Source organism: Neohoeflea coraliihabitans, from assembly GCF_019334345.1.
Taxonomy (GTDB): Bacteria; Pseudomonadota; Alphaproteobacteria; order Rhizobiales; family Rhizobiaceae; genus Pseudohoeflea; species Pseudohoeflea coraliihabitans.
On sequence record NZ_JAHWQX010000002.1, the window covers coordinates 347,572 to 365,579 of the forward strand.

The 18,008-nt window shown below is 59.6% G+C and carries 16 protein-coding genes and 3 pseudogenes; 9 read left to right on the forward strand and 10 right to left on the reverse strand.

Annotated elements, in window-relative coordinates; translation table 11 throughout:
* Positions 1 to 186 precede the first annotated feature (186 nt).
* Positions 187 to 402, reverse strand: a pseudogene (locus KY465_RS07665) (integrase core domain-containing protein); the annotation flags it as partial.
* Here KY465_RS07665 and KY465_RS07670 point away from each other — a divergent pair.
* From KY465_RS07670 to KY465_RS07700, 7 genes and pseudogenes are all read left to right on the forward strand, one after another.
* Positions 390 to 1,154: pseudogene (locus KY465_RS07670) on the forward strand (IS3 family transposase); the annotation flags it as partial. The pseudogenes KY465_RS07665 and KY465_RS07670 sit on opposite strands and share 13 nt — an antisense overlap.
* A gap of 112 nt (positions 1,155 to 1,266) precedes the next feature.
* Entirely contained in the window at positions 1,267 to 2,052 is a 786-nt protein-coding gene (locus KY465_RS18780; protein WP_219201089.1) for a PD-(D/E)XK nuclease family protein, read from the forward strand.
* Positions 2,053 to 2,064: 12 nt separating this feature from the next.
* On the forward strand, positions 2,065 to 2,667 hold the full coding sequence (locus tag KY465_RS07680; protein WP_219201090.1) for a hypothetical protein: 603 nt from the start codon (positions 2,065 to 2,067) through the stop codon (positions 2,665 to 2,667).
* Between the two features lie 139 nt (positions 2,668 to 2,806).
* Entirely contained in the window at positions 2,807 to 3,631 is an 825-nt protein-coding gene (locus tag KY465_RS07685) for a substrate-binding domain-containing protein (protein ID WP_219201726.1), read from the forward strand.
* A gap of 244 nt (positions 3,632 to 3,875) precedes the next feature.
* Positions 3,876 to 4,955: an ROK family protein gene (locus KY465_RS07690; protein ID WP_219201091.1), complete on the forward strand. Its 1,080-nt coding sequence runs from the start codon at positions 3,876 to 3,878 to the stop codon at positions 4,953 to 4,955.
* Between the two features lie 10 nt (positions 4,956 to 4,965).
* Positions 4,966 to 5,877 (forward strand): sugar phosphate isomerase/epimerase family protein, encoded by a 912-nt coding sequence (locus KY465_RS07695; RefSeq protein ID WP_219201092.1) that lies wholly within the window; start codon positions 4,966 to 4,968, stop codon positions 5,875 to 5,877.
* Positions 5,878 to 5,982: 105 nt separating this feature from the next.
* Complete coding sequence (locus KY465_RS07700) at positions 5,983 to 6,354, forward strand: hypothetical protein (protein WP_219201093.1); 372 nt, start codon at positions 5,983 to 5,985, stop codon at positions 6,352 to 6,354.
* 529 nt (positions 6,355 to 6,883) lie between these two features.
* Here the strand turns inward: KY465_RS07700 and KY465_RS07705 are convergent.
* Positions 6,884 to 7,903: an aldo/keto reductase gene (locus KY465_RS07705; protein WP_219201094.1), complete on the reverse strand. Its 1,020-nt coding sequence runs from the start codon at positions 7,901 to 7,903 to the stop codon at positions 6,884 to 6,886.
* Here KY465_RS07705 and KY465_RS07710 point away from each other — a divergent pair.
* Positions 7,902 to 8,174 (forward strand): hypothetical protein, encoded by a 273-nt coding sequence (locus KY465_RS07710; RefSeq protein WP_346432628.1) that lies wholly within the window; start codon positions 7,902 to 7,904, stop codon positions 8,172 to 8,174. The genes KY465_RS07705 and KY465_RS07710 overlap by 2 nt on opposite strands.
* Positions 8,148 to 8,435, forward strand: a pseudogene (locus tag KY465_RS07715) (AAA family ATPase); the annotation flags it as partial. The gene KY465_RS07710 and the pseudogene KY465_RS07715, both read left to right, overlap by 27 nt.
* Before the next feature lie 154 nt (positions 8,436 to 8,589).
* On the opposite strand, the gene KY465_RS07720 reads toward KY465_RS07715, so the two are convergent.
* From KY465_RS07720 to KY465_RS07755, 8 genes are read right to left on the reverse strand one after another with little or no spacing between them, the layout of a single operon-like run.
* Entirely contained in the window at positions 8,590 to 9,357 is a 768-nt protein-coding gene (locus KY465_RS07720; RefSeq protein ID WP_219201095.1) for an SDR family NAD(P)-dependent oxidoreductase, read from the reverse strand.
* Positions 9,354 to 10,664: a histidinol dehydrogenase gene (gene hisD, locus KY465_RS07725; RefSeq protein ID WP_219201096.1), complete on the reverse strand. Its 1,311-nt coding sequence runs from the start codon at positions 10,662 to 10,664 to the stop codon at positions 9,354 to 9,356. The genes KY465_RS07720 and hisD overlap by 4 nt, the downstream gene beginning before the upstream one ends.
* 4 nt (positions 10,665 to 10,668) lie before the next feature.
* Entirely contained in the window at positions 10,669 to 11,475 is an 807-nt protein-coding gene (locus KY465_RS07730; protein ID WP_219201097.1) for an HpcH/HpaI aldolase family protein, read from the reverse strand.
* Positions 11,465 to 12,403, reverse strand: a complete 939-nt coding sequence (locus tag KY465_RS07735) for a branched-chain amino acid transaminase (RefSeq protein WP_219201098.1) — start codon at positions 12,401 to 12,403, stop codon at positions 11,465 to 11,467. The genes KY465_RS07730 and KY465_RS07735 overlap by 11 nt, the downstream gene beginning before the upstream one ends.
* Before the next feature lie 25 nt (positions 12,404 to 12,428).
* Positions 12,429 to 14,075, reverse strand: a complete 1,647-nt coding sequence (locus KY465_RS07740; protein ID WP_219201099.1) for a hydantoinase B/oxoprolinase family protein — start codon at positions 14,073 to 14,075, stop codon at positions 12,429 to 12,431.
* Entirely contained in the window at positions 14,072 to 16,156 is a 2,085-nt protein-coding gene (locus KY465_RS07745) for a hydantoinase/oxoprolinase family protein (RefSeq protein WP_219201100.1), read from the reverse strand. Before KY465_RS07745 ends, KY465_RS07740 begins: the two co-directional genes overlap by 4 nt.
* Complete coding sequence (locus tag KY465_RS07750) at positions 16,153 to 17,463, reverse strand: TRAP transporter large permease (protein ID WP_219201101.1); 1,311 nt, start codon at positions 17,461 to 17,463, stop codon at positions 16,153 to 16,155. The genes KY465_RS07745 and KY465_RS07750 overlap by 4 nt, the downstream gene beginning before the upstream one ends.
* A 1-nt stretch (position 17,464) precedes the next feature.
* The gene (locus tag KY465_RS07755; protein ID WP_219201102.1) at positions 17,465 to 17,998 is read right to left on the reverse strand and encodes a TRAP transporter small permease subunit; all 534 of its coding nucleotides are present in this window, start codon (positions 17,996 to 17,998) and stop codon (positions 17,465 to 17,467) included.
* Positions 17,999 to 18,008 lie beyond the last annotated feature (10 nt).

Here is an 18,008-nt window from a genome sequence, read left to right on the forward strand (position 1 = left end):
CATAAATACGCGCGCGATTCTCGACGTTCGCACGCGACCGCCAGTCTGAATTGTCGGCACAGTTCCAAGCCACCGTCCGTCGAATTGAATCATTGTGATTCTCGTCAACAGGCCAGCTCATGGCTTTGCTCCGGCAATTTAGCGCTTTCCACTATCGTATACCTGCAGTGACTTGCCACTGAACTTTCATCCAGCGGCGATTAGAGCCTCGGCCGTTTCTGTTACGCCGTAGGGCGCGGGTTGAGCAACTGGTGCAGACGCGAAGCCCTTGTCGAGCGAATCGTCGTAGCCGGTTGCGGTGAGGGTTTCGGCGAATGTCGCCGGGGTCTGGTAGCCGAGGGAGGAGTGTGGCCTCGCGGTGTTGAAATCCTCTCTACTTTCGGCGATGGCGCTGCGCGCATGAGGTTCTGTCGGTGGATCGGTCGAGCGTTCGTTACTGCAGCGTGCGGCCTGATGATACATCCATTCGGGAAGCAGTGAGGAAGGTGGCGGCTGAGCGCCGCCGCTTCGCCTATCGCCGCATCCATGTCATGCTTGGCCGACAGGGGATCGTCATGAACCTGAAGAAGCTCAAGCGGCTTTACCGTGAAGAGAAACTGACCGTTCGCAAGCGCGGCGGCTGCAAGCGGGCCTTGGGGACGAGACGTCCTCTGGCTCTGCCGTCGCGTCCCAACGAGCGCTGGAGCCTGGATTTCGTCGGCGATGCCTTCACCGACGGCCGCCGCTTTCGGGTGCTGGCGGTCGTCGACGACTTCACCCGCGAATGCCTGTGCCTGATCGCCGACACATCCCTGTCAGGCGCAAGGCTTGCCCGCGAGCTGGACAGTCTCATAGCCAGGCGGGGAAAGCCGAGGACAATTGTCTCGGACAACGGCACGGAGATGACCAGTACGGCCATCCTCAAATGGTGCCAGGAGACGAAAGTCGAATGGCGCTACATCGCCCCCGGCAAGCCGATGCAAATTGGCTTCGTCGAAAGTTTCAACGGCGACGAGTGCCTCAACGAAACCCTGTTCTCGTCGCTTCCCCAAGCACGAGACGCAATCACCGCATGGAAGGAGGACTACAACTGAAACAGACCCCACTCATCGTTGGGCAACATCACGGCCAACGAGTTTGCAATAAAAGCGGCTATGGAAAAACAGGCCGCATGAGGCCAGATTAGAAACCCAAGATTCTCCCGAAAACTGGAGGGAACTCGGGTCACAGGTCAACAACGATTCTTTCAGGTAGGTTTCACACCCTCATGACTAAATAATAACAGTGGTGCGACATATTTTGAAGAAAACAAAACCCACGACCATTGAGTCAGAAACACTGCGTACTGCGGGGCGGCTCGGGCGTGTTGTCCGCAGTGAATTCGATGCAGACGCACTGATACGCTACGAGCGACTGAGGCGGCATTCTCTTCATGCGATACTACCCAAATTGTCGCGATTGGCGCAAAATCAAAGGTTGATTACGACAAAGAGCCTTAACGTCATTTATGGGCTATCAAGGGATCATCACTCCTTTGACGCGCCGACGTTGAATTGGGGCTTCGGCTTAACCGAACCGCAGTCGACAAAAGCAATGGCACATCTGCTGAATAGGGGCCCGACGCATGTTCGAGGTAAACGTATAACAGCTCTTTTGTGCGCAATGAACTCGCCCAACATTCCCACAGAGGGTGAAGCGCGAACTGCAATTGTTGAGGCGGAGATTAACCGAATTGATTTAGCGATTAAATATAGGAAAGAGGGTGCCGAAAAATACACTGCAGTAATTGTAGAGGCAAAATTTGGCCATGTCATTACACAGGGCCAACTAAAGAAATACCGTCAAATTGTTAACGCCGACCGGGGCATTGAGTTCGGACAAACTGATTGGGTGGTGTTGGGGATCGATGAAAGCGCAAGGTGGGGACTGAGGGGAAATCAATGGAACACTTGGCGGTTTGTTTCATGGCGGGAATTGTGGCTTCGTTTTGAAAAGTTGAGGCCTGTTGAGGATGATCCAAACCTGGCAGTTTTCCTGAAATTGCTTTGGAAGCGGATAGGATTGTACAGTTGAAGGAATATCTGAATGGCTGAATTTGAAGTTCCGGACAGCTTGGAAAACTATTTCTCAGACAAAAAAATTGCTACTGCGGTTGATGATCTGGTCGAAAAACTAGATGGCGACAACATGATTGAATGCGATTGGACTGAAGCAAGGAATTATAATCAAGCATTGCTTTTTGCCGCCCAGGTCCGAGCAGACCTTATAGAGCTACTTTTCAGAATTTGGGAAAATACGTTTGGAACATGCAGTCCGGAAACACTGGGAGAGGCATACTTCCTCAGCGAAAGCGCTACACCAGCATACTTGTGGGAAGAGCGGACGGTAGAGGTATCATACTATCGCGATAGTTCTCCTGACGATGGCGGCAGAAGCGAAGCCCTTTTAGTTATCCTATCAGATGCCCAGATATGTCTGTGGGTTTTCCGCTTTGAAAATGAAGAGCAATTTGCAGGGCTCGGTGGGGCACAGGGCGTTGAGGGGTGGCAGCTTGAAACTGAAGAACGTGGAAGTTATCTTTCCAACATCCCCGTGAAAATTGTTGATATGATTGCTGATCCCGACGCAATTATCACACGCTTTCGGGACGACGCCAAGCGGATGATTGAAGCGCTCTCTGCAAATTGAGAAGGACGGCTTAAACGCGACCAAGGGCTCACTCGACCTTAATCCAAGCGAAGCGAAAGTCCGCTCGCCGCCCACACTCGACCTTTGCCGTGTCGCAACGAACGGCTGCTTTCAGGATCCAAGACGTGAACTCTAGCGACTGGAATGGGGGCGCAAAGGCAAGGACGACAAGCAGATCGCCGATATCGACGACCTGCTCGCCAGCGACAAGTGCGACGTCCTCATGGTGACACCGAACACCACCGCCGCATTGACGCCGGCCGTGGAGCGGGCATGCGAGGAACTGCCGGTGATCGTGTTTTCCCGCGGCGTTGCAACCGAATGCCCGGTCACTTTCATCACGCCGATCGGCGGATACGCCTTTGGCGCCCAGGCGGCGCGCTTCGTGGTGGACGCACTTCCCGATGGCGGCAATGTGCTTGCGCTGCGCATCTCGCCGGGTGTCGACGTCTTGGAAACTCGATGGTCGGCTGCCGAGCGGATATTTGCCGAGAATGACAACATCAACGTGATCGGCTCCGAGTTCACCAATGATGACCGGGCGATCGCCAAGTCGATAGTCGAGGATTATCTGCAGCGCTTCGGAAAGATCGATGCGGTGTGGATGGACGCCGGCGCCACATCTGCCGCGGCAATCGAGGCCTTCGAGGATATCGGAGCGGAGATTCCGGTGTTCACAGGCGAAGATCAGCAGGATTTTCTGAAGAAGTGGAAAGAGGAGGGCCTGACCGCCATCGCTCCGACCTATCCCACCTTCCAGTGGCGTACCGCGATCATCGCGGCTGAAATGATCTTGAAGGGCGAGGATGTGCCGGGACCGATCTGGTATCTGCCGCAGCCGACGATTACCAACGAGAATCTGGATGAGTTCCTGCAGGCCGACATGCCGCCCCAGCATTATGCGCTGTGCGGCTGCCAGGACATGGAAGGATATCCGGAAAACTGGGGTGAGGAAGCGAACTGACCGGCGCGAGCTGAGAAATGGGCGGCGGTTGCGCCGCCCGTTTCTCGCATCAATACCGGTTGAACGAAGAGGCGGGGCACACCTTCAGATGACGCGAACGGCGACCACTTCGGACACGAGATTGGGCACCAATCTCGGCGATGCCAAGCTGCACAATCGGCGCGTCGTTCTCGAGACGATCCGCCAGAGGCGCGAGATTTCCCGTGCCGACATTCGTCGTGCGACCCAGCTGTCTCTACAGACGGTGTCCAACATCGTCGACGAGTTGCTCGCGGCAAAGATGCTCAACGAGGTGCAGTCCGTCCGCAAGCTTCAGGGCAAACCGCCCAAGATGCTGTCGATCAATGCCGACGGCGCCTATTCGATCGGTCTTCACCTGGACCACGGCAGACTGCGCGGCAACGTCCTCGACTTCGAAGGCAAGCTTCGGGCACGCGCAGAACGGACAGTCGACCGCCCGAACCCGCAGACCGGCCTGCCGCTTCTGGCGGAGATCACGGAAAAACTGATCGCTTCGGCCAACGTCTCGCGCCAACTGGTTTGCGGCGTCGGCGTCGTGATGCCCGGGCCGTTCGCGACTCATTCCACGCTCGCGCACGGTCCGACCGTGCTGCCCGGCTGGCAGGGTATCGATGTCGAGACCGTGCTGTCGGAAAAGTTCGCCCTGCCCGTCTATCTGGAGAACGACGCAACGGCCGCCGCTCTCGGTGAAAGCTATTTTGGCGTTGCACGCGAGTTCTCGGATGTCTGCTGCATATTCATCGGCACGGGGCTGGGCGGCGGCATCCTGATCAACGGTCAGCCGTTCCGTGGTCGCTATGGCAATTCGGGAGAAATCGGACACGTCCCGATCTATCCGTCCGGGCGGGCGTGCTATTGCGGCGGCCGCGGCTGTGCAGAGCAGTATCTTTCCGTATTTTCGGCTTTCGCGCAGCACTTCACTCAGGAAACGGATCGCAGCGCAGAACGGCTCGATGCAATCGTCGCAAGCGGAGATCCGCGCATAAAAGCGTGGCTCGATGAGGCGGCAGCCGCACTTAGGTTGTTGATTGCCACGCTCGAGAACATTCTCGACACCGAAGCGATCATTCTTTCCGGGCTCGTCAACAAGCAGGTCCTGCGTGCCCTTTTTAAGACCATGGACAGGCCGATCGTCACGGTGGCGCACCGGAACGATGGTGCCTCCCGCCTTCTGCTGGGCACGGCCGGGCCTGATGTGGTGGCACTGGGGGCCGCCGTCTACCCGTTCTACAACCTATTTGGCTCGACTGACCTCGCCCCACACTCGGCTGCGCGGGGAACCAGCAATGTGAAGACGCTCTAGAGGAGGAAGCATGCAATTCGGGATGAACACGGGCTTCGCCATGAAACGCTGGCCGGAGCCGGAACGCTGGAGCGATCTCCTGCGCCATCACATCGGGGCCGATCATGCCCAGCTTTCCCTCGACATGGTGTCCCTGGAAGGAGGATGGCTGGACATCCGCCGCCAGGCCGACCGCATTCGAAGCGCCTGTAGGCGGGCGGATCTTCCGCTCACCAGCGTGTTCTCGGGCCTCGTTGACTATTCCCAGAGCATGCTGCTCCACCCTGACAGAAGCATGCGCGAACAGGCGTTCGAGCGCTACAAGCGGGCAATCGATCTGACCGCGATGCTGGAAGCTCCCGTCTTCGGGGGGCACATGGGCGCGTGCAGCACATCCGATTTCGGCGATGAGGCGAGGCGAAAGACCGTCCGCGACGAGCAAATCGAACTCGTTTCGAAACTCGCAGGGATCGCCGGCGATTGCGGGCTAAAGCAGCTGCTGTGGGAACCGATGCCGGTGGCGCGAGAATGGCCGAGCTCGATCGAGGAATGCCTCGACTACGCGAAGGTGTTCGAGCAGATGGCCGGCGCCAAACTGGGATACTGCCTGGACGTTGGCCATTGCTGCAGGCCCGACCTTCCGGAAGCCGAGCGCGATCCCTATCTCTGGATCGAGAAGCTCGCTGTGTTCAGCCCGATCCTTCACCTGCAGCAGACCGACGGGCGTGGCGACCGCCACTGGTGCTTCACTGAGGAAACCAAAGCCGACGGCATCATTTCACCGGCAAAGGTTCTCGACGCCATTGCCGCCTCTGCAAGGCAGGACATGCCTCAGCTGGTGTTCGAGGTCTTCCCACCCTTTGAAGCCGAGGACGAAAAGGTGCTCGCCGATGTGACAGAGAGCGTCCGCTACTGGCGAGAGGGGACAGCCGCCAACGCATGAAACCGCTGCGCCGCGCAAAGTTGCAAAGATACGCGTCGATCCAAATCGGCACAGCGAATTCATCACGTCATTCGCGTTCCTTGTTGCCTGAACCATGATTGGCCCGTGGAACGAGAACTGCACCTCGTTCAAGAGTTCATCGCGAATGCGCCAGTTGCACCGCAGCACCCGCTCTCATCCATCACAGCAAGCGGTATTCGCGCAGTACCCCTGCCCCCGTCTTTTATTCAGCCCAGCGTAGAATCCGGGGTTGTTTTGGCCGTAGTGAGCCTGGTGGAAGACGGGAGTTTGGGTGGATCTGGCCCATGTTGTTTTGTGCAAAACGCGGCGGCAGCCATGCGCAAAGCTGTGCCACGCACGAGGTGTTCAGATGAATATCTTGTGAAGGTTGTTTTGGAGCAGGCGGTCCCGCACGGGCTCAACGTCGATTTGGATAGCGGCAACTCAGAGTTCCGGGGGATCAATTCACCGGATTAATATTACCGGTTTGGGACCCGGCTGTGAATTTCCGGAGGCTCGCGGCCGCCCATAAGCCTACATCCACGCACGAGAGTAGGATCGATTGGTCTCGGCAACACTGACCGGATGGTCAGCGACCGGTTTCCTGATCAAATCGACAAGGAACGATGCCGCACCGCCTCAATTCCGTTCTGGACCGACTGTCGTCAGACGCAAGCCAACCGTCTCATGTCCATGGAAACGGTAGGACCGCGCCATTCTTTCGAGATAAAGCTATCCCGCGCCAAAGAGGGTCTCTGGCGCCTGTCGATGTTCCTCCGACACAGATGGCATCGGCCTGTGGTTCCAGAGCAAAACATGCGAGATCATTCGTCCCATAGCGTTCTTCTGGCTTTCCGGCGAGGGACTAGTTCCTTTCACCTGAACCCCGCACGTATCGGCCATGCGAGGCCAAAGTCGCAAAGCTGGTCGGCAGCAGCGATACCCTCTCGTGCAAAACGCTCGGGTGATCGAAGCAGTTAGTGCCGAAGTGAGAGCCCGCGAGGGATTAAGTCGGCGTCGGCGCGTCGCCCCTGATCAGGCCCTCGGTCTGCAACTGTTCCCAGAAATCCTTCGGGATGCTGTGGTTGATGAGGTCAACATTCTGGTCGAGATGCGTCTTGGTGCGGGTCCCTGGAATATTGGTGGCGATCGCCGGATGGGCCAATACAAACTGGAGCGCCGCGGCCGCAAGCGGAACACCGTGCTGGGCGCAGACGGCCTCAATCTTTGACACGCGCTCGAGGATCTCCGGTTCGGCCTCGCTGTAGTTGTAGTGCGCGCCCTTGACCGCACCCGTAGCCAGAATGCCGCTGTTGAAACCGCCGCCGAGAACCACTGAGACGTTGCGTTCCTCACACAATGGCAAAAAGCTGTCGAGCGCATCCTGTTCGAGTAGCGTGTAGCGCCCGGCGAGCAGGAAGCAGTCAAAATCGCGCTCGCGCAGCGCCGCCTCACAAACCTGCCATTCGTTGCAGCCGACGCCGATCGCCTTGACCACTCCCTGCGAACGCAGGCTCTCCAAGGCCTTGTAGCCACTGTCCATGGCGGTGCGAAAGTGCTCCTTCTGCAGTTCTTCTCCGTGGGAAAACGTATCGATGTCGTGAATGAAGAGCATGTCGAGGCGAGACACGCCGAGACGCTGCATACTGTCCTCGAATGAACGCATGATGCCGTCATAGCTATAGTCGTGAACCACTTCGAAAGGTGGCATGTCGACCCAGAAGAACGAGGTGAGGTTGCCCTCCGGAACGGGTTTGAGCAACCTTCCGACCTTGCTGGAGAGTACATATTCATCTCGTGGAAACGCGCGCAAGGACTCGCCGAGCCGACGTTCCGAAAGGCCATGACCATACATCGGCGCCGTATCGAAATAGCGAAGGCCGGACGCCCAGGCACGTTGAATGACGTATCGTACGTCCTGCTCCGGTACGGCGCGGAACTGATTGCCGATCGGCGCAGTTCCAAATCCCATGGCCGTGACCTCGATATCGGTTCGGCCGAACTTGCGCTTGCTTGACGCCTCCATGATCTATCTTAACCAGGTGCAGATCTTCGGCGTCTCGCACGGCACGCGCGCCGAAGCGCAACGCCTCGTCGGCTGGATCCGTGATGGCGCGCTGAAGCCTGTCCTTCACCGGGCGTTCCGTCTCTCCGACATTCATAGAGCCGAGCGCTACTTCATGAACCGGGATCTGGACTTCGTCGGCAAGATCGTCCTCGTGCCCGATGCACTATGGGAGCAGCATGGCGCCCGTTTCGTCGCCCCGGAAGCGATTGCCCGTTCGCTCTGCATGTAGCCAAAGATCATGTTGTTTGACGAACCGACTTCTGCATTGGATCCTGAGATGATCAAGGAGGTTCTCGATACCATGATCGAACTCGCCAGCGAAGGCATGACAATGCTTTGCGTGACACATGAGATGGATTTTGCCCAGCGCGTGGCGGATCGGATCGTCTTCATGGATGGCGGCCAAATCGTCCAACAGAGCGACCCGGCTTTCTTTTTCGATGCACCTCGGAAACGAACTGGTAATTTCCTCAAACAGCTCTTGCACTAAAGACCGGCGGATATCTCAATCATGTCGACAACGCTCGCTCCGCTGAGATAGATGGCGATCGCAGCAGCTTTATTGATCCCCCCGGTCGATGCAGGATAGGAAGCCTTCCCTGTTGCGGAAGCTGCGAATACACGGTTTGTTCGCCGCTCGGCGCTCATTCGGCTGTCCAGCCGCCATCGACCCGCAGCGCGGTGCCGGTCACAAGTGCGGCGGCGTCGGAGGCGAGGTAGAGCACCGCACCCATCACGTCCTCGGTTTCGCCGATGCGCCCGATCTTGATCTTTTCAGAAATCCAGGCCCGGCGCTCAGGATCGGCGAAGGTCTGTTCGGTCAGCGGCGTGCGAATGAATGTGGGGCAGACCGTGTTGACCCGAATGCCGCGCGGACCCCACTCAATGGCCATAGATTTGGTGAACCCTTCCAGGGCATGCTTGGTGGCGCAGTAAACGGCGCGATCCATGCCGCCGACATGCCCCATTTGAGAGGAGATATTGATCAGCGACCCCGGCCGCCCCGCGGCCAGCAGGCCCTTTGCCACGGCCTGCGTGACGAAAAACGCACCGCGGAAATTAATGGCCGCGACGGCATCAAAATCCTCCGGCGTGGTCTCGCTTGCCGGGCCGTGGCGCGCATGCCCGGCGCTGTTGACCAGCACGTCGAAGGGACCTTCCCGGTCCACCGCACCAGCGGCGGCTTCAACATCGGCGATGTCGAGTGTCATAGCGCGAGCGCGAAAACCCTTCGCGCGGAGGGACTCGACGGCAAGAGCCAGTCGGTCGGGATCGCGGGCCGCCAAAACCACGTCCGCTCCTGCGGAAGCGAGCGCGGCGGCGCAACCGAACCCCAGGCCGGAGGAACCTCCGGTCACCAAGGCGCGCTTGCCGTCAAGCCGGAAGGAAGGAGTTTGTGGAACCGGGATCATTCCGCGGCCTGGCCGTATCCGACATTGCCACCGCCGTAGCGGCGAACGCGCAGATTGGCTTGTTCCGCATGGCCGACGAAGCCCTCAAGCAGGCACAAACGCGAACAATAGGCCCCGATCTCAGCTGCCGCTTCGTCGCTCTGTACTTTCTGATAGCTGTGGGTCTTCAAGAACTTGCCAACCCAGAGACCGCCGGTATAGCGGCCGGCCTTCCTGGTCGGCAAAGTATGATTGGTGCCGATGACCTTGTCGCCGTTGGCCACGTTGGTTCGGGCGCCAAGAAAGAGCGCGCCGTAGGAATGCATATGCTCGAGAAACCAGTCGTCGCGATCGGTCATCACCTGCACATGCTCGGAAGCATAGTCATTGGCGACTTCCAGCATCTCTTCGTGGGTGTCGCAGACGATCACCTCGCCATAGTCGGCCCAACTGACGCTCGCGGTCTCTGCCGTCGGCAGCATTTTCAGCAGGCGTTCGATCTCTGAAAGCGTAGCGACCGCGAGTCGACGTGAGTTGGTCAGCAGCACCGCCGGAGAATTATAGCCGTGCTCGGCCTGGCCGAGCAGGTCGGTGGCACAAATCTCGGCATCAACGGTCTCGTCGGCAATCACCATGGTTTCAGTTGGTCCTGCGAAGAGGTCGATTCCGACCCGACCGAAGAGCTGGCGCTTGGCCTCGGCAACGAAGGCGTTGCCCGGACCTACCAGCATATCCACGGCGTCGATTGTGTCCGTTCCGAGCGCCATGGCGCCAACGGCCTGGATCCCACCCAGCACGTAGATCTCGTCAGCCCCGCCCATGTGCATCGCCGCAACGATTGCCGGGTGCGGCGCACCCTTGACGGGCGGCGCCGACGCCAAGATCCGCGGCACCCCGGCCACCGAGGCGGTCACGACCGACATATGCGCCGAAGCTACCATGGGAAACTTCCCGCCCGGCACATAGCAACCGACCGACTGGACCGGGATGTTCTTGTGCCCCAGAATTACACCGGGGCGGGTTTCAACCTCAATATCTGTCATCGACGCGCGTTGCGCCTCGGCGAACCGGCGGATCTGCGCCTGCGCGAACTCGATGTCGGCCATGTCACGCACCGAAACCTTCTGCATCACCGCTTCGATTTCGGATTGCGAGAGGCGGAAGGTGGCGGGCGCATAGCCGTCGAATTTTTGTGACAACTCGCGCACTGCCTCGTCGCCGCGCATCTCGATGTCCTTCAAAGTCGCTTCCACGACGGTGCGCACCTTCACGTCCTCTTCGGACCTCTCAGCTTCGAGTTTGCCGCGCTTGAGATGTTCGATTGCCATTGTGCTATCCTTCCTCGATCTCGAGATGCGGCAGCGTCCTTCCGTCTCTGTCGGCGGCTGCGCTGTCGAAGCCGGCACGCAGCAACGCCGCACCGCTTTGAATCAGAGCGTGCTCGGAGCCGGTGACGGCGAAGCTGGCGCCGGCGCTCATCCAACGCGCCGCGTCCTCGCCGGGGGCGCAATAAAGTCCGGTGGCAACGTTTGGAAGCGCCAGGACACGTTGGGTCATCGTGGTCACCTCGGGGGAGTGGAAATCGTCCTCCCCTGTGGCGACAGCGAGATCGGCGCGACCGACAAATAGGGCATCGACGCCCTCGATTTCGGCGATGGCAGACGCGTTACCAACTGCTCGTGGGCTCTCGATCTGGCACATCACCGTGACTTCAGAATCGGCCTCGCGCCGATGCTGGGCAAGGCTGCGCTGTCCATAGCCGGCGGCGCGCGTGGTGCCGGCAAAGCCGCGGCCGCGCTCGTATCGTGCCGCGGCAACAACAGCCTTTGCCTGCTCCGATGTGTCGACATGGGGAACCAGAATACCGGCGGCCCCGCTGTCGAGAACCGCAAGAATGGTAGCGGGTGAACCATCCGGCACCCGAACGATAACCGGACAATCGACGGCTCGTGCGGCGAGAACGCACAGATCAATGGAAGCTCTCTCGAACGGAGCATGCTCTCCATCGAGGACAAGAAAGTCAAAGCCGCTCGCGCCGATCACCTCGATAAGATTGGGGTGCGGCGTCTTAACGAAGGTCGCCAGCAGGGGCTGCTTTCCCCGCAGCTTATCACGAAATTCTCGGTTTCTACCTGCCATCGGTGACACCGTCGCCATCGTAAACCGTGGTGCACCAGTCGGAAGCCTCCTCGCCTGTTCCGCGGGCGTTGGCCTCGTAGCGAGCCCAGAGCTTGCGCGTAACCTGGCCGACCGTGCCGTCGCCGATCTCTAGCCGGTCTATGCTCGTGACTGGCGCAATCTCGACGCCGGTCCCACAAAAGAAAGCTTCGCTGGCGAAATAGAGCTCTGTCCGATCGATCGAGCGCTCCTCGGTGGGTATTCCCAGTGTCAACGCGATGTCGAGAATTGCCTGACGGGTGATGCTCTCAAGAATGCCATCGGTCCGGGTCGGGGTGACCAATACGCCGTCACGCACCATCATCAGGCAAGAACCTGCGCCCTCGGCTACATGTCCCTGCTGAGTCAAAAAGATCGCTTCGTCATAGCCGTTGGTCTCGGCCTCGATGCTGCCAAGGCGGGCATTGTGATAATTGGCGGCAACCTTCAGCCGGGGCGGCATGGAACTGTCGCTGATGCGGCGCCAGGATACCACGCCAGCAGCGACCGCCTTGTCCTCAATGGGCCCGGAGCCGCGACCGTAGGCGGCACACATCAGGCTGATGGGTCCGCGCGAATTGTATAGCGCGGTTCCCTCGACATAAGCAGCAAGGCGTAGATGAACATCGCTGCGTACCTCGTTGGCGCGCAGCGTGCTTACTACTGTCTCCACCAGCTCCTCGTCGGTGTAGGACGCGTCGAAGCGCATGGCCTTAATCGTCGCATGAAAACGAGCGAGATGTTCTGGAAGTTTGACCACGTAAAGCTGTTCATGTTCGCTATTCCAATAGGCACGCAGGCCTTCGAACACGAGCGCACCGTACTTCACCGTGGGCGTGAGAACATGCACTTTCGCATCCGCATAGGGCACAAGTTCACCATTCATGGTGATGTATTTCGGTTGGTTCATTTTTCGCTCCTGATTTTTGCCGCGACTACTCGTCCTGATAGCCGTAAAATTCCTGCGCGGATTCGCGGGTTACATAGCCGTCAGCGATGTCGTCGCTGATCGCCTGCCGGTCGCGCGCGCGAGGGTCGCCATAACCACCGCCGCCGGGTAATCCCAGCACCAACCGCCGCCCCGCCGGGATGCTCTGCAGCCCCTTGGCCCTGAGACGCGTGCCATCGTCCAGATGTACCTGTCCTGCAAGGCCTTCCCTGCCGCCCTGTCGTCCGCCAGCCGGATTGTCGACCCGGTCGAACATTCCCTGGAAACGCAGGTCGGATCCGTCGGACGCACCGATCTCCACATGCTGTCCGAGGCCTCCGCGGTAGCGACCGGGACCGCCGGAGTCTTCACGCAATTCCTTGCGGTAAAAGCGGATGGGAGCCACCGCTTCGGCGGCCTCCACGGGGATATTCTTGATGCCGCTCGGAAACGCGGTGGCCGAAAGCCCGTCCTGTCCCGGTCGTCCGCCCGTCCCGCCGGCGTTGAACAGAAAAAGTTCCCAAGGAGCCACACCGCTGCTGCGGCGCCGCTCGCCGCGAAGATAGGGATTCCACATCATGCCGCTTTCAGCCGGGCAACCGCGGTCGAGGCATTGCTCGAGACAGCCGAACACCACGTCCGGCAGTGCGTGGCCGATGATGTGGCGAGCCGAAACCGGTGCCGGGCGCAAGGCATTGACGATTGTGCCTTCCGGGGCAACCACTTCGAAACAACTCATGGACCCGTAATTGTTGGGGATTTGCGGCGCCGCTGCGCAAAGCATTCCGTAGGTCGAATAGGCGGCGGTATAGGTGGCGGCCACGTTGATGCCCTTGGAGCTCTGCGGCGAACTGCCGGCAAAGTCGAGGTGCAGTCCCTCTTCTCGCACCGTCAGCCGTGCCTTCAAGACCACCGGGCTGTCATAGCCGTCAATGGTCATGGTGCTTTCGAATTCGCCCCGTTGCAAGTTGCTCAGGGCAGTGAGTGTGGCCGCTCTGGTCTGGGAGATGATCATTTCGGCCAGTTCCTCGAGCCCAACGATCTCGAACTCCTCAAGCATGCCCGACAGCCGGCGCGCGCCTTCATGACCAGCGGCGATAATGGCTAGTATGTCGCCGCGCACCTGAAATGGCTCGCGGCTATTGGCAAGCATGATGGTCAACAGGTCGGCGTTAAGTTCGCCCTTTCGCACCAGCGGCATGATAGGGATCAGGACACCCTCCTCGAACACGTCGTTGCCGTCGGGGCCCATACCGCGCCCCCCTACGTCGACCACGTGCACCGTGGCAGCGAACAGACCGACAGCACGTCCCTTGTAGAAAGCGGGGGAAACGATAGTCACGTCGTGCAGGTGGCCCGAGGCGAGCCAGGGATCATTGGTGATATAGACGTCACCGGGCGCCATCTCATCGATAGGATAGCTGCTAAGGAAATGCCGCACTGCCGTTGCCATTGTGTTGACATGGCCGGGCGTGCCGGTCACCGCTTGGGCGAGCATCCGCCCCTGGCGGTCAAAAACGCCAGCAGAAAGATCGCCCCCTTCACGCACTGCCGGACTGAAAGCCGCACGAACCATGGTTCGAGCCTGCTCCTCCACGACCGCAATCAGGCGATTCCACATAATCTGGTGGCGTATAACCTTGACGGCACTCATTTCGGAACTCCAATTCTCTGGCAATCTATGATTCCGAACGCACCGATGGTGGCGTTAAAACTCTCCGGAACATAGGTCGATGTTTCATCTTCAATGATGATGGCCGGGCCGCTAATTCCGGCACCTGCCGTGAGATCTGTGCGCAAATAGACATGGCAATCCCCTGCCTGACCTGTGCGCGGATCGATCACGCGGCGTGTGCCAAGACACTGGGGCGCGCCGCCCGCCGCGACGGATGAATCCTTACTTCCGGTTGCCTGGCTGTGAGAGGTCGCGACGGTGACTGACCATGTCAGGCACTCGATTCTGCCTTCCGGAACGAGCCGTCCATAGAAGCCGATATACGCCTCCTCGAAAGCCCGGTTGAGTTCAACTGCCATATTGTCATCGCGCTCGGGCATCGCCACCTCGATCTCATGACCCTGTCCGACATAGCGCATGGACACTTTTCGCACGACATTGAGCTCGGCTGTCCCCGCCGCCTTCCGCACGATGTCTGCCGCTTCGCCGTGTGCCTTCTCCAGCAGATTGCGTACCGCGACCTCATCGAGCTCATCGACCAACTGATGCAGGCTTTGCACAACTTCGAACGAGATCGGCGCGCGCAGAAAGCCGATCGCCGAACCGACGCCGGCCCCCTTGGGAATCACCACCCGGTCAATACCCAGCTTCTCCGCCATCCGCAGAGCGTGAACCGGCGCTGCGCCGCCAAAAGCGATCATTGTACGGTCCGTCATGTCGTAGCCACGCTCCACGGCGTGGACCCGCGCGGCTGAGCTCATATTTTCCTCAACCATCTCGACGACGCTGAGGGCGGCGTGTTCGGCTTCCAAGTCCAGCCGGATGCCTATCTGGGAGATCAGGCTTTCGCTGGCTTTGTCCTCGACTAGTGCCATCTTGCCGCCGGCAAAATTCTTACCGTCGAGCCGGCCGAGGATCAGGTCGGCGTCAGTGACCGTGGGATGCGTCCCGCCGCGTCCGTAACACGCCGGCCCTGGCTCGGACCCGGCGCTCTTCGGACCAACGGTGACGCGACCCAAGGCATCAACGCCAGCAATGCTTCCGCCACCCGCGCCGATTTCAACCATCTCGATCACCGGAATGCGCAGCGGCAATCCGGATCCCTTGCGGAACCGCCACATGCGGTCCACTTCGAAATCGCGGCTGCGGTGTGGCACCCCGCCATCAATCAGGCAAAGCTTGGCCGTCGTACCGCCCATGTCGAAGGATAGGACGTCTCCCAAACCGCACCGCACGGCAATGTCGGCAGCAAATGCTGCGCCGCCGGCGGGACCGGATTCGACCAAGCGCACCGGAAATCTCTTTGCCACGTCGATCGTGGTGAGGCCGCCTCCCGAAAGCATTAGCAACAGCGGGCAGGTAAATTCGAGGGCATTCAGCCGCGCCTGCAAGCGGTCGAGATAGCGGGCCATCAAGGGCTGCACATAGGCATTGGCGGCAGCGGTGGAGAACCGGTCGTATTCCCGCATCTCCGGCGCAACTTCGCTGGAAATGCTGAAGCTGACCTCCGGCAGGCTGTACGACAACACTTCGCGGGCGCGGCGCTCGTGCACGCCGTTGCGGTAGCTGTGCAGGAAGCCGATGGCCACGGCCTCGGCTCCAGCCTCTGCCAGCGCTTCGCCAACACGTTCGAGTTCGGCCTCGTCGAGGGGCCGGAAGACGGTGCCGTCCGCATTCATGCGCTCGGGAACGGTGAAACGCAGCCGACGTGGGATTAGAGGACGGGGCAATTCGATTGTCAGATCATACTGCTCATAGCGATCCTCGCCGCGGATTTCCAGTACATCGCGAAATCCCTCGGTCGTGACCAGAGCGGTCCGGGCGCCTTTCCGCTCAATCAATGCATTGGTAGCCAGCGTAGTGCCGTGGATGACCAGTCCAACATCTGATGGTGCGATACCTGCAGCCTCGACCACCTCGGTCAGGCCTGCGAGCACCCCCTCCTCTGGGGCGGTGTGAGTGGTCAGTTTCTTGACCGTATATCGCTCGTCTGCGACTTCGAGCGCCACATCGGTGAAGGTTCCACCGATGTCAACGCCAATGCGCGCCTTGTCTTTCATAACTGCCTCAGTTGGTTCATCACGACGTCAGGCAGCCACAGAGCGATGTGCGGAAAAGCTGCAAGCAGAAATGCTGCGGCCACCATGATCAGGAGGAATGGGACGGCATCCATCGCCACGCGGCCGATGCTCTGACCGGTGAGGGACTGGATGATGAAAAGATTGAAGCCAACCGGCGGCGTGATCTGTGCCATTTCAATCGTCACAACAACGAAGACGCCGAACCAGATCGGGTCAAACCCTGCCTGAACAATAAGCGGCAGGGTGATCGGCAGCGTCAGAACCAGCGAGGCCATACCCTCAAGGAACATGCCGAGCACAAGATAGAAGACGACCAGTGTCGCGATCAGAGCCATCGGTGAGAGATCGAGCGCGGCAATGCCGGCGGCGATGGTGCGGGGAATACCGAGATACCCCATGCCGAGCGCAAGAAAGCTCGCGCCGGCAACGATCAGGCCAATCATACTGGTCGTACGGGCCGCTCGCAGAAAGGCCTCCGACAGGCGCCCGAAACTGAGAGACCCGGACAAAAGCGCAATGAGAAGCGCGCCAAAAACGCCCATGGCCGCAGCTTCGGTAGGGCTTGCGATCCCGCCATACATGGATCCGAGGACGCTAAGCATGAGTGCCGAGATTGGCAGCAAGTGAACCAGCGAGCGAAAGCGGTCCGACCAGCTGTAGGCTTCACTCTCACTCGGCACAAGAGCCGGATTGGCAATTGCCCGCACGCCTGTGAAGATCATGAACCCGGCGGCGATCATAAGGCCCGGAACGACGCCGGCGAGGAATAGCCGCAGCAGCGAAACATCCGCGAGCACCGCATAAATGATCATGACGATGGAAGGCGGGATGAGAAAACCCAGCGTGCCGGCACCGGCCAGCGTTCCGCTGATCAATGAGCGATCGTAACCGCGCCGTCCGAGTTCGGCCAGGCTGATGCGGCCGATCGTCATGGTGGTGGCTGCCGACGAGCCGGAAACGGTGGCAAAAATTGTGCAAGCCAGCACGTTAATATGCGCCAACCGCCCCGGCAACAGCGCGGCCCAGGGCGAAAGCCCGCGCATCAACTGGTCAGAGACGCGCGTGAGAAACAACACCTCCGCCATCAGAATGAACAGAGGGAGCGCCAGTAATTCGGGACTGGTCAGCGAATTCCAGACACTCTGCGACAGGATTTTGTCGATGGGCAACGTCTTGAAGAAACTCAACCCGAGTGCGCTGACGACAAAGAGGGACAGGGATACCCATAGGCCGCTGGCAAGAATGATAAGCAGCAGCACAGCGACGACGACGGTCGGAAGGATCATCTCAAAGTCCTCCCGCCGGCGTCTCATGGCTTGCAGCCGGCGCATAGCCGCCGACGATCCGTGCAAAGCGCAGGATCAGTTGCAGCGCAAAGATCGCCGCACCCAGCGCCGAGGCCGTCTGAGGCAAGTAGAGCGGGATGCCGAAACCCGACCAGGACATGGTGTTGTTGCTGAACGAGGTGTACGCCAGAACGCCTACGAAATAGGCAATCCATGCCGCGACCGCGAAGCCGACAAGGGTGACGGCGGCGTCGAGCAGGCGACCCGCACGCGGACCAATCAGTTCAAACAGGGCCGATACCCGAACATGCACGTCGTGCTGGAGCGCAGAGCCGGCCGTCAAAAAGACGACGGCCGACATTAAGTAACTGCTGATCTCCCAGGTAATGTGGAGGGAGCGATTTAGCATGTTGCGGCTTACGAGTTCCGCCAGCATGAGAAGCAGCAGGACCGCCAGGCAGACAGCACCTAGAATTCCGGCGGCGGAAACGATCCGTTCGCCGAGATTCATCCATGCAGGACGGGTCCGCGCCATAGTCTTAAGC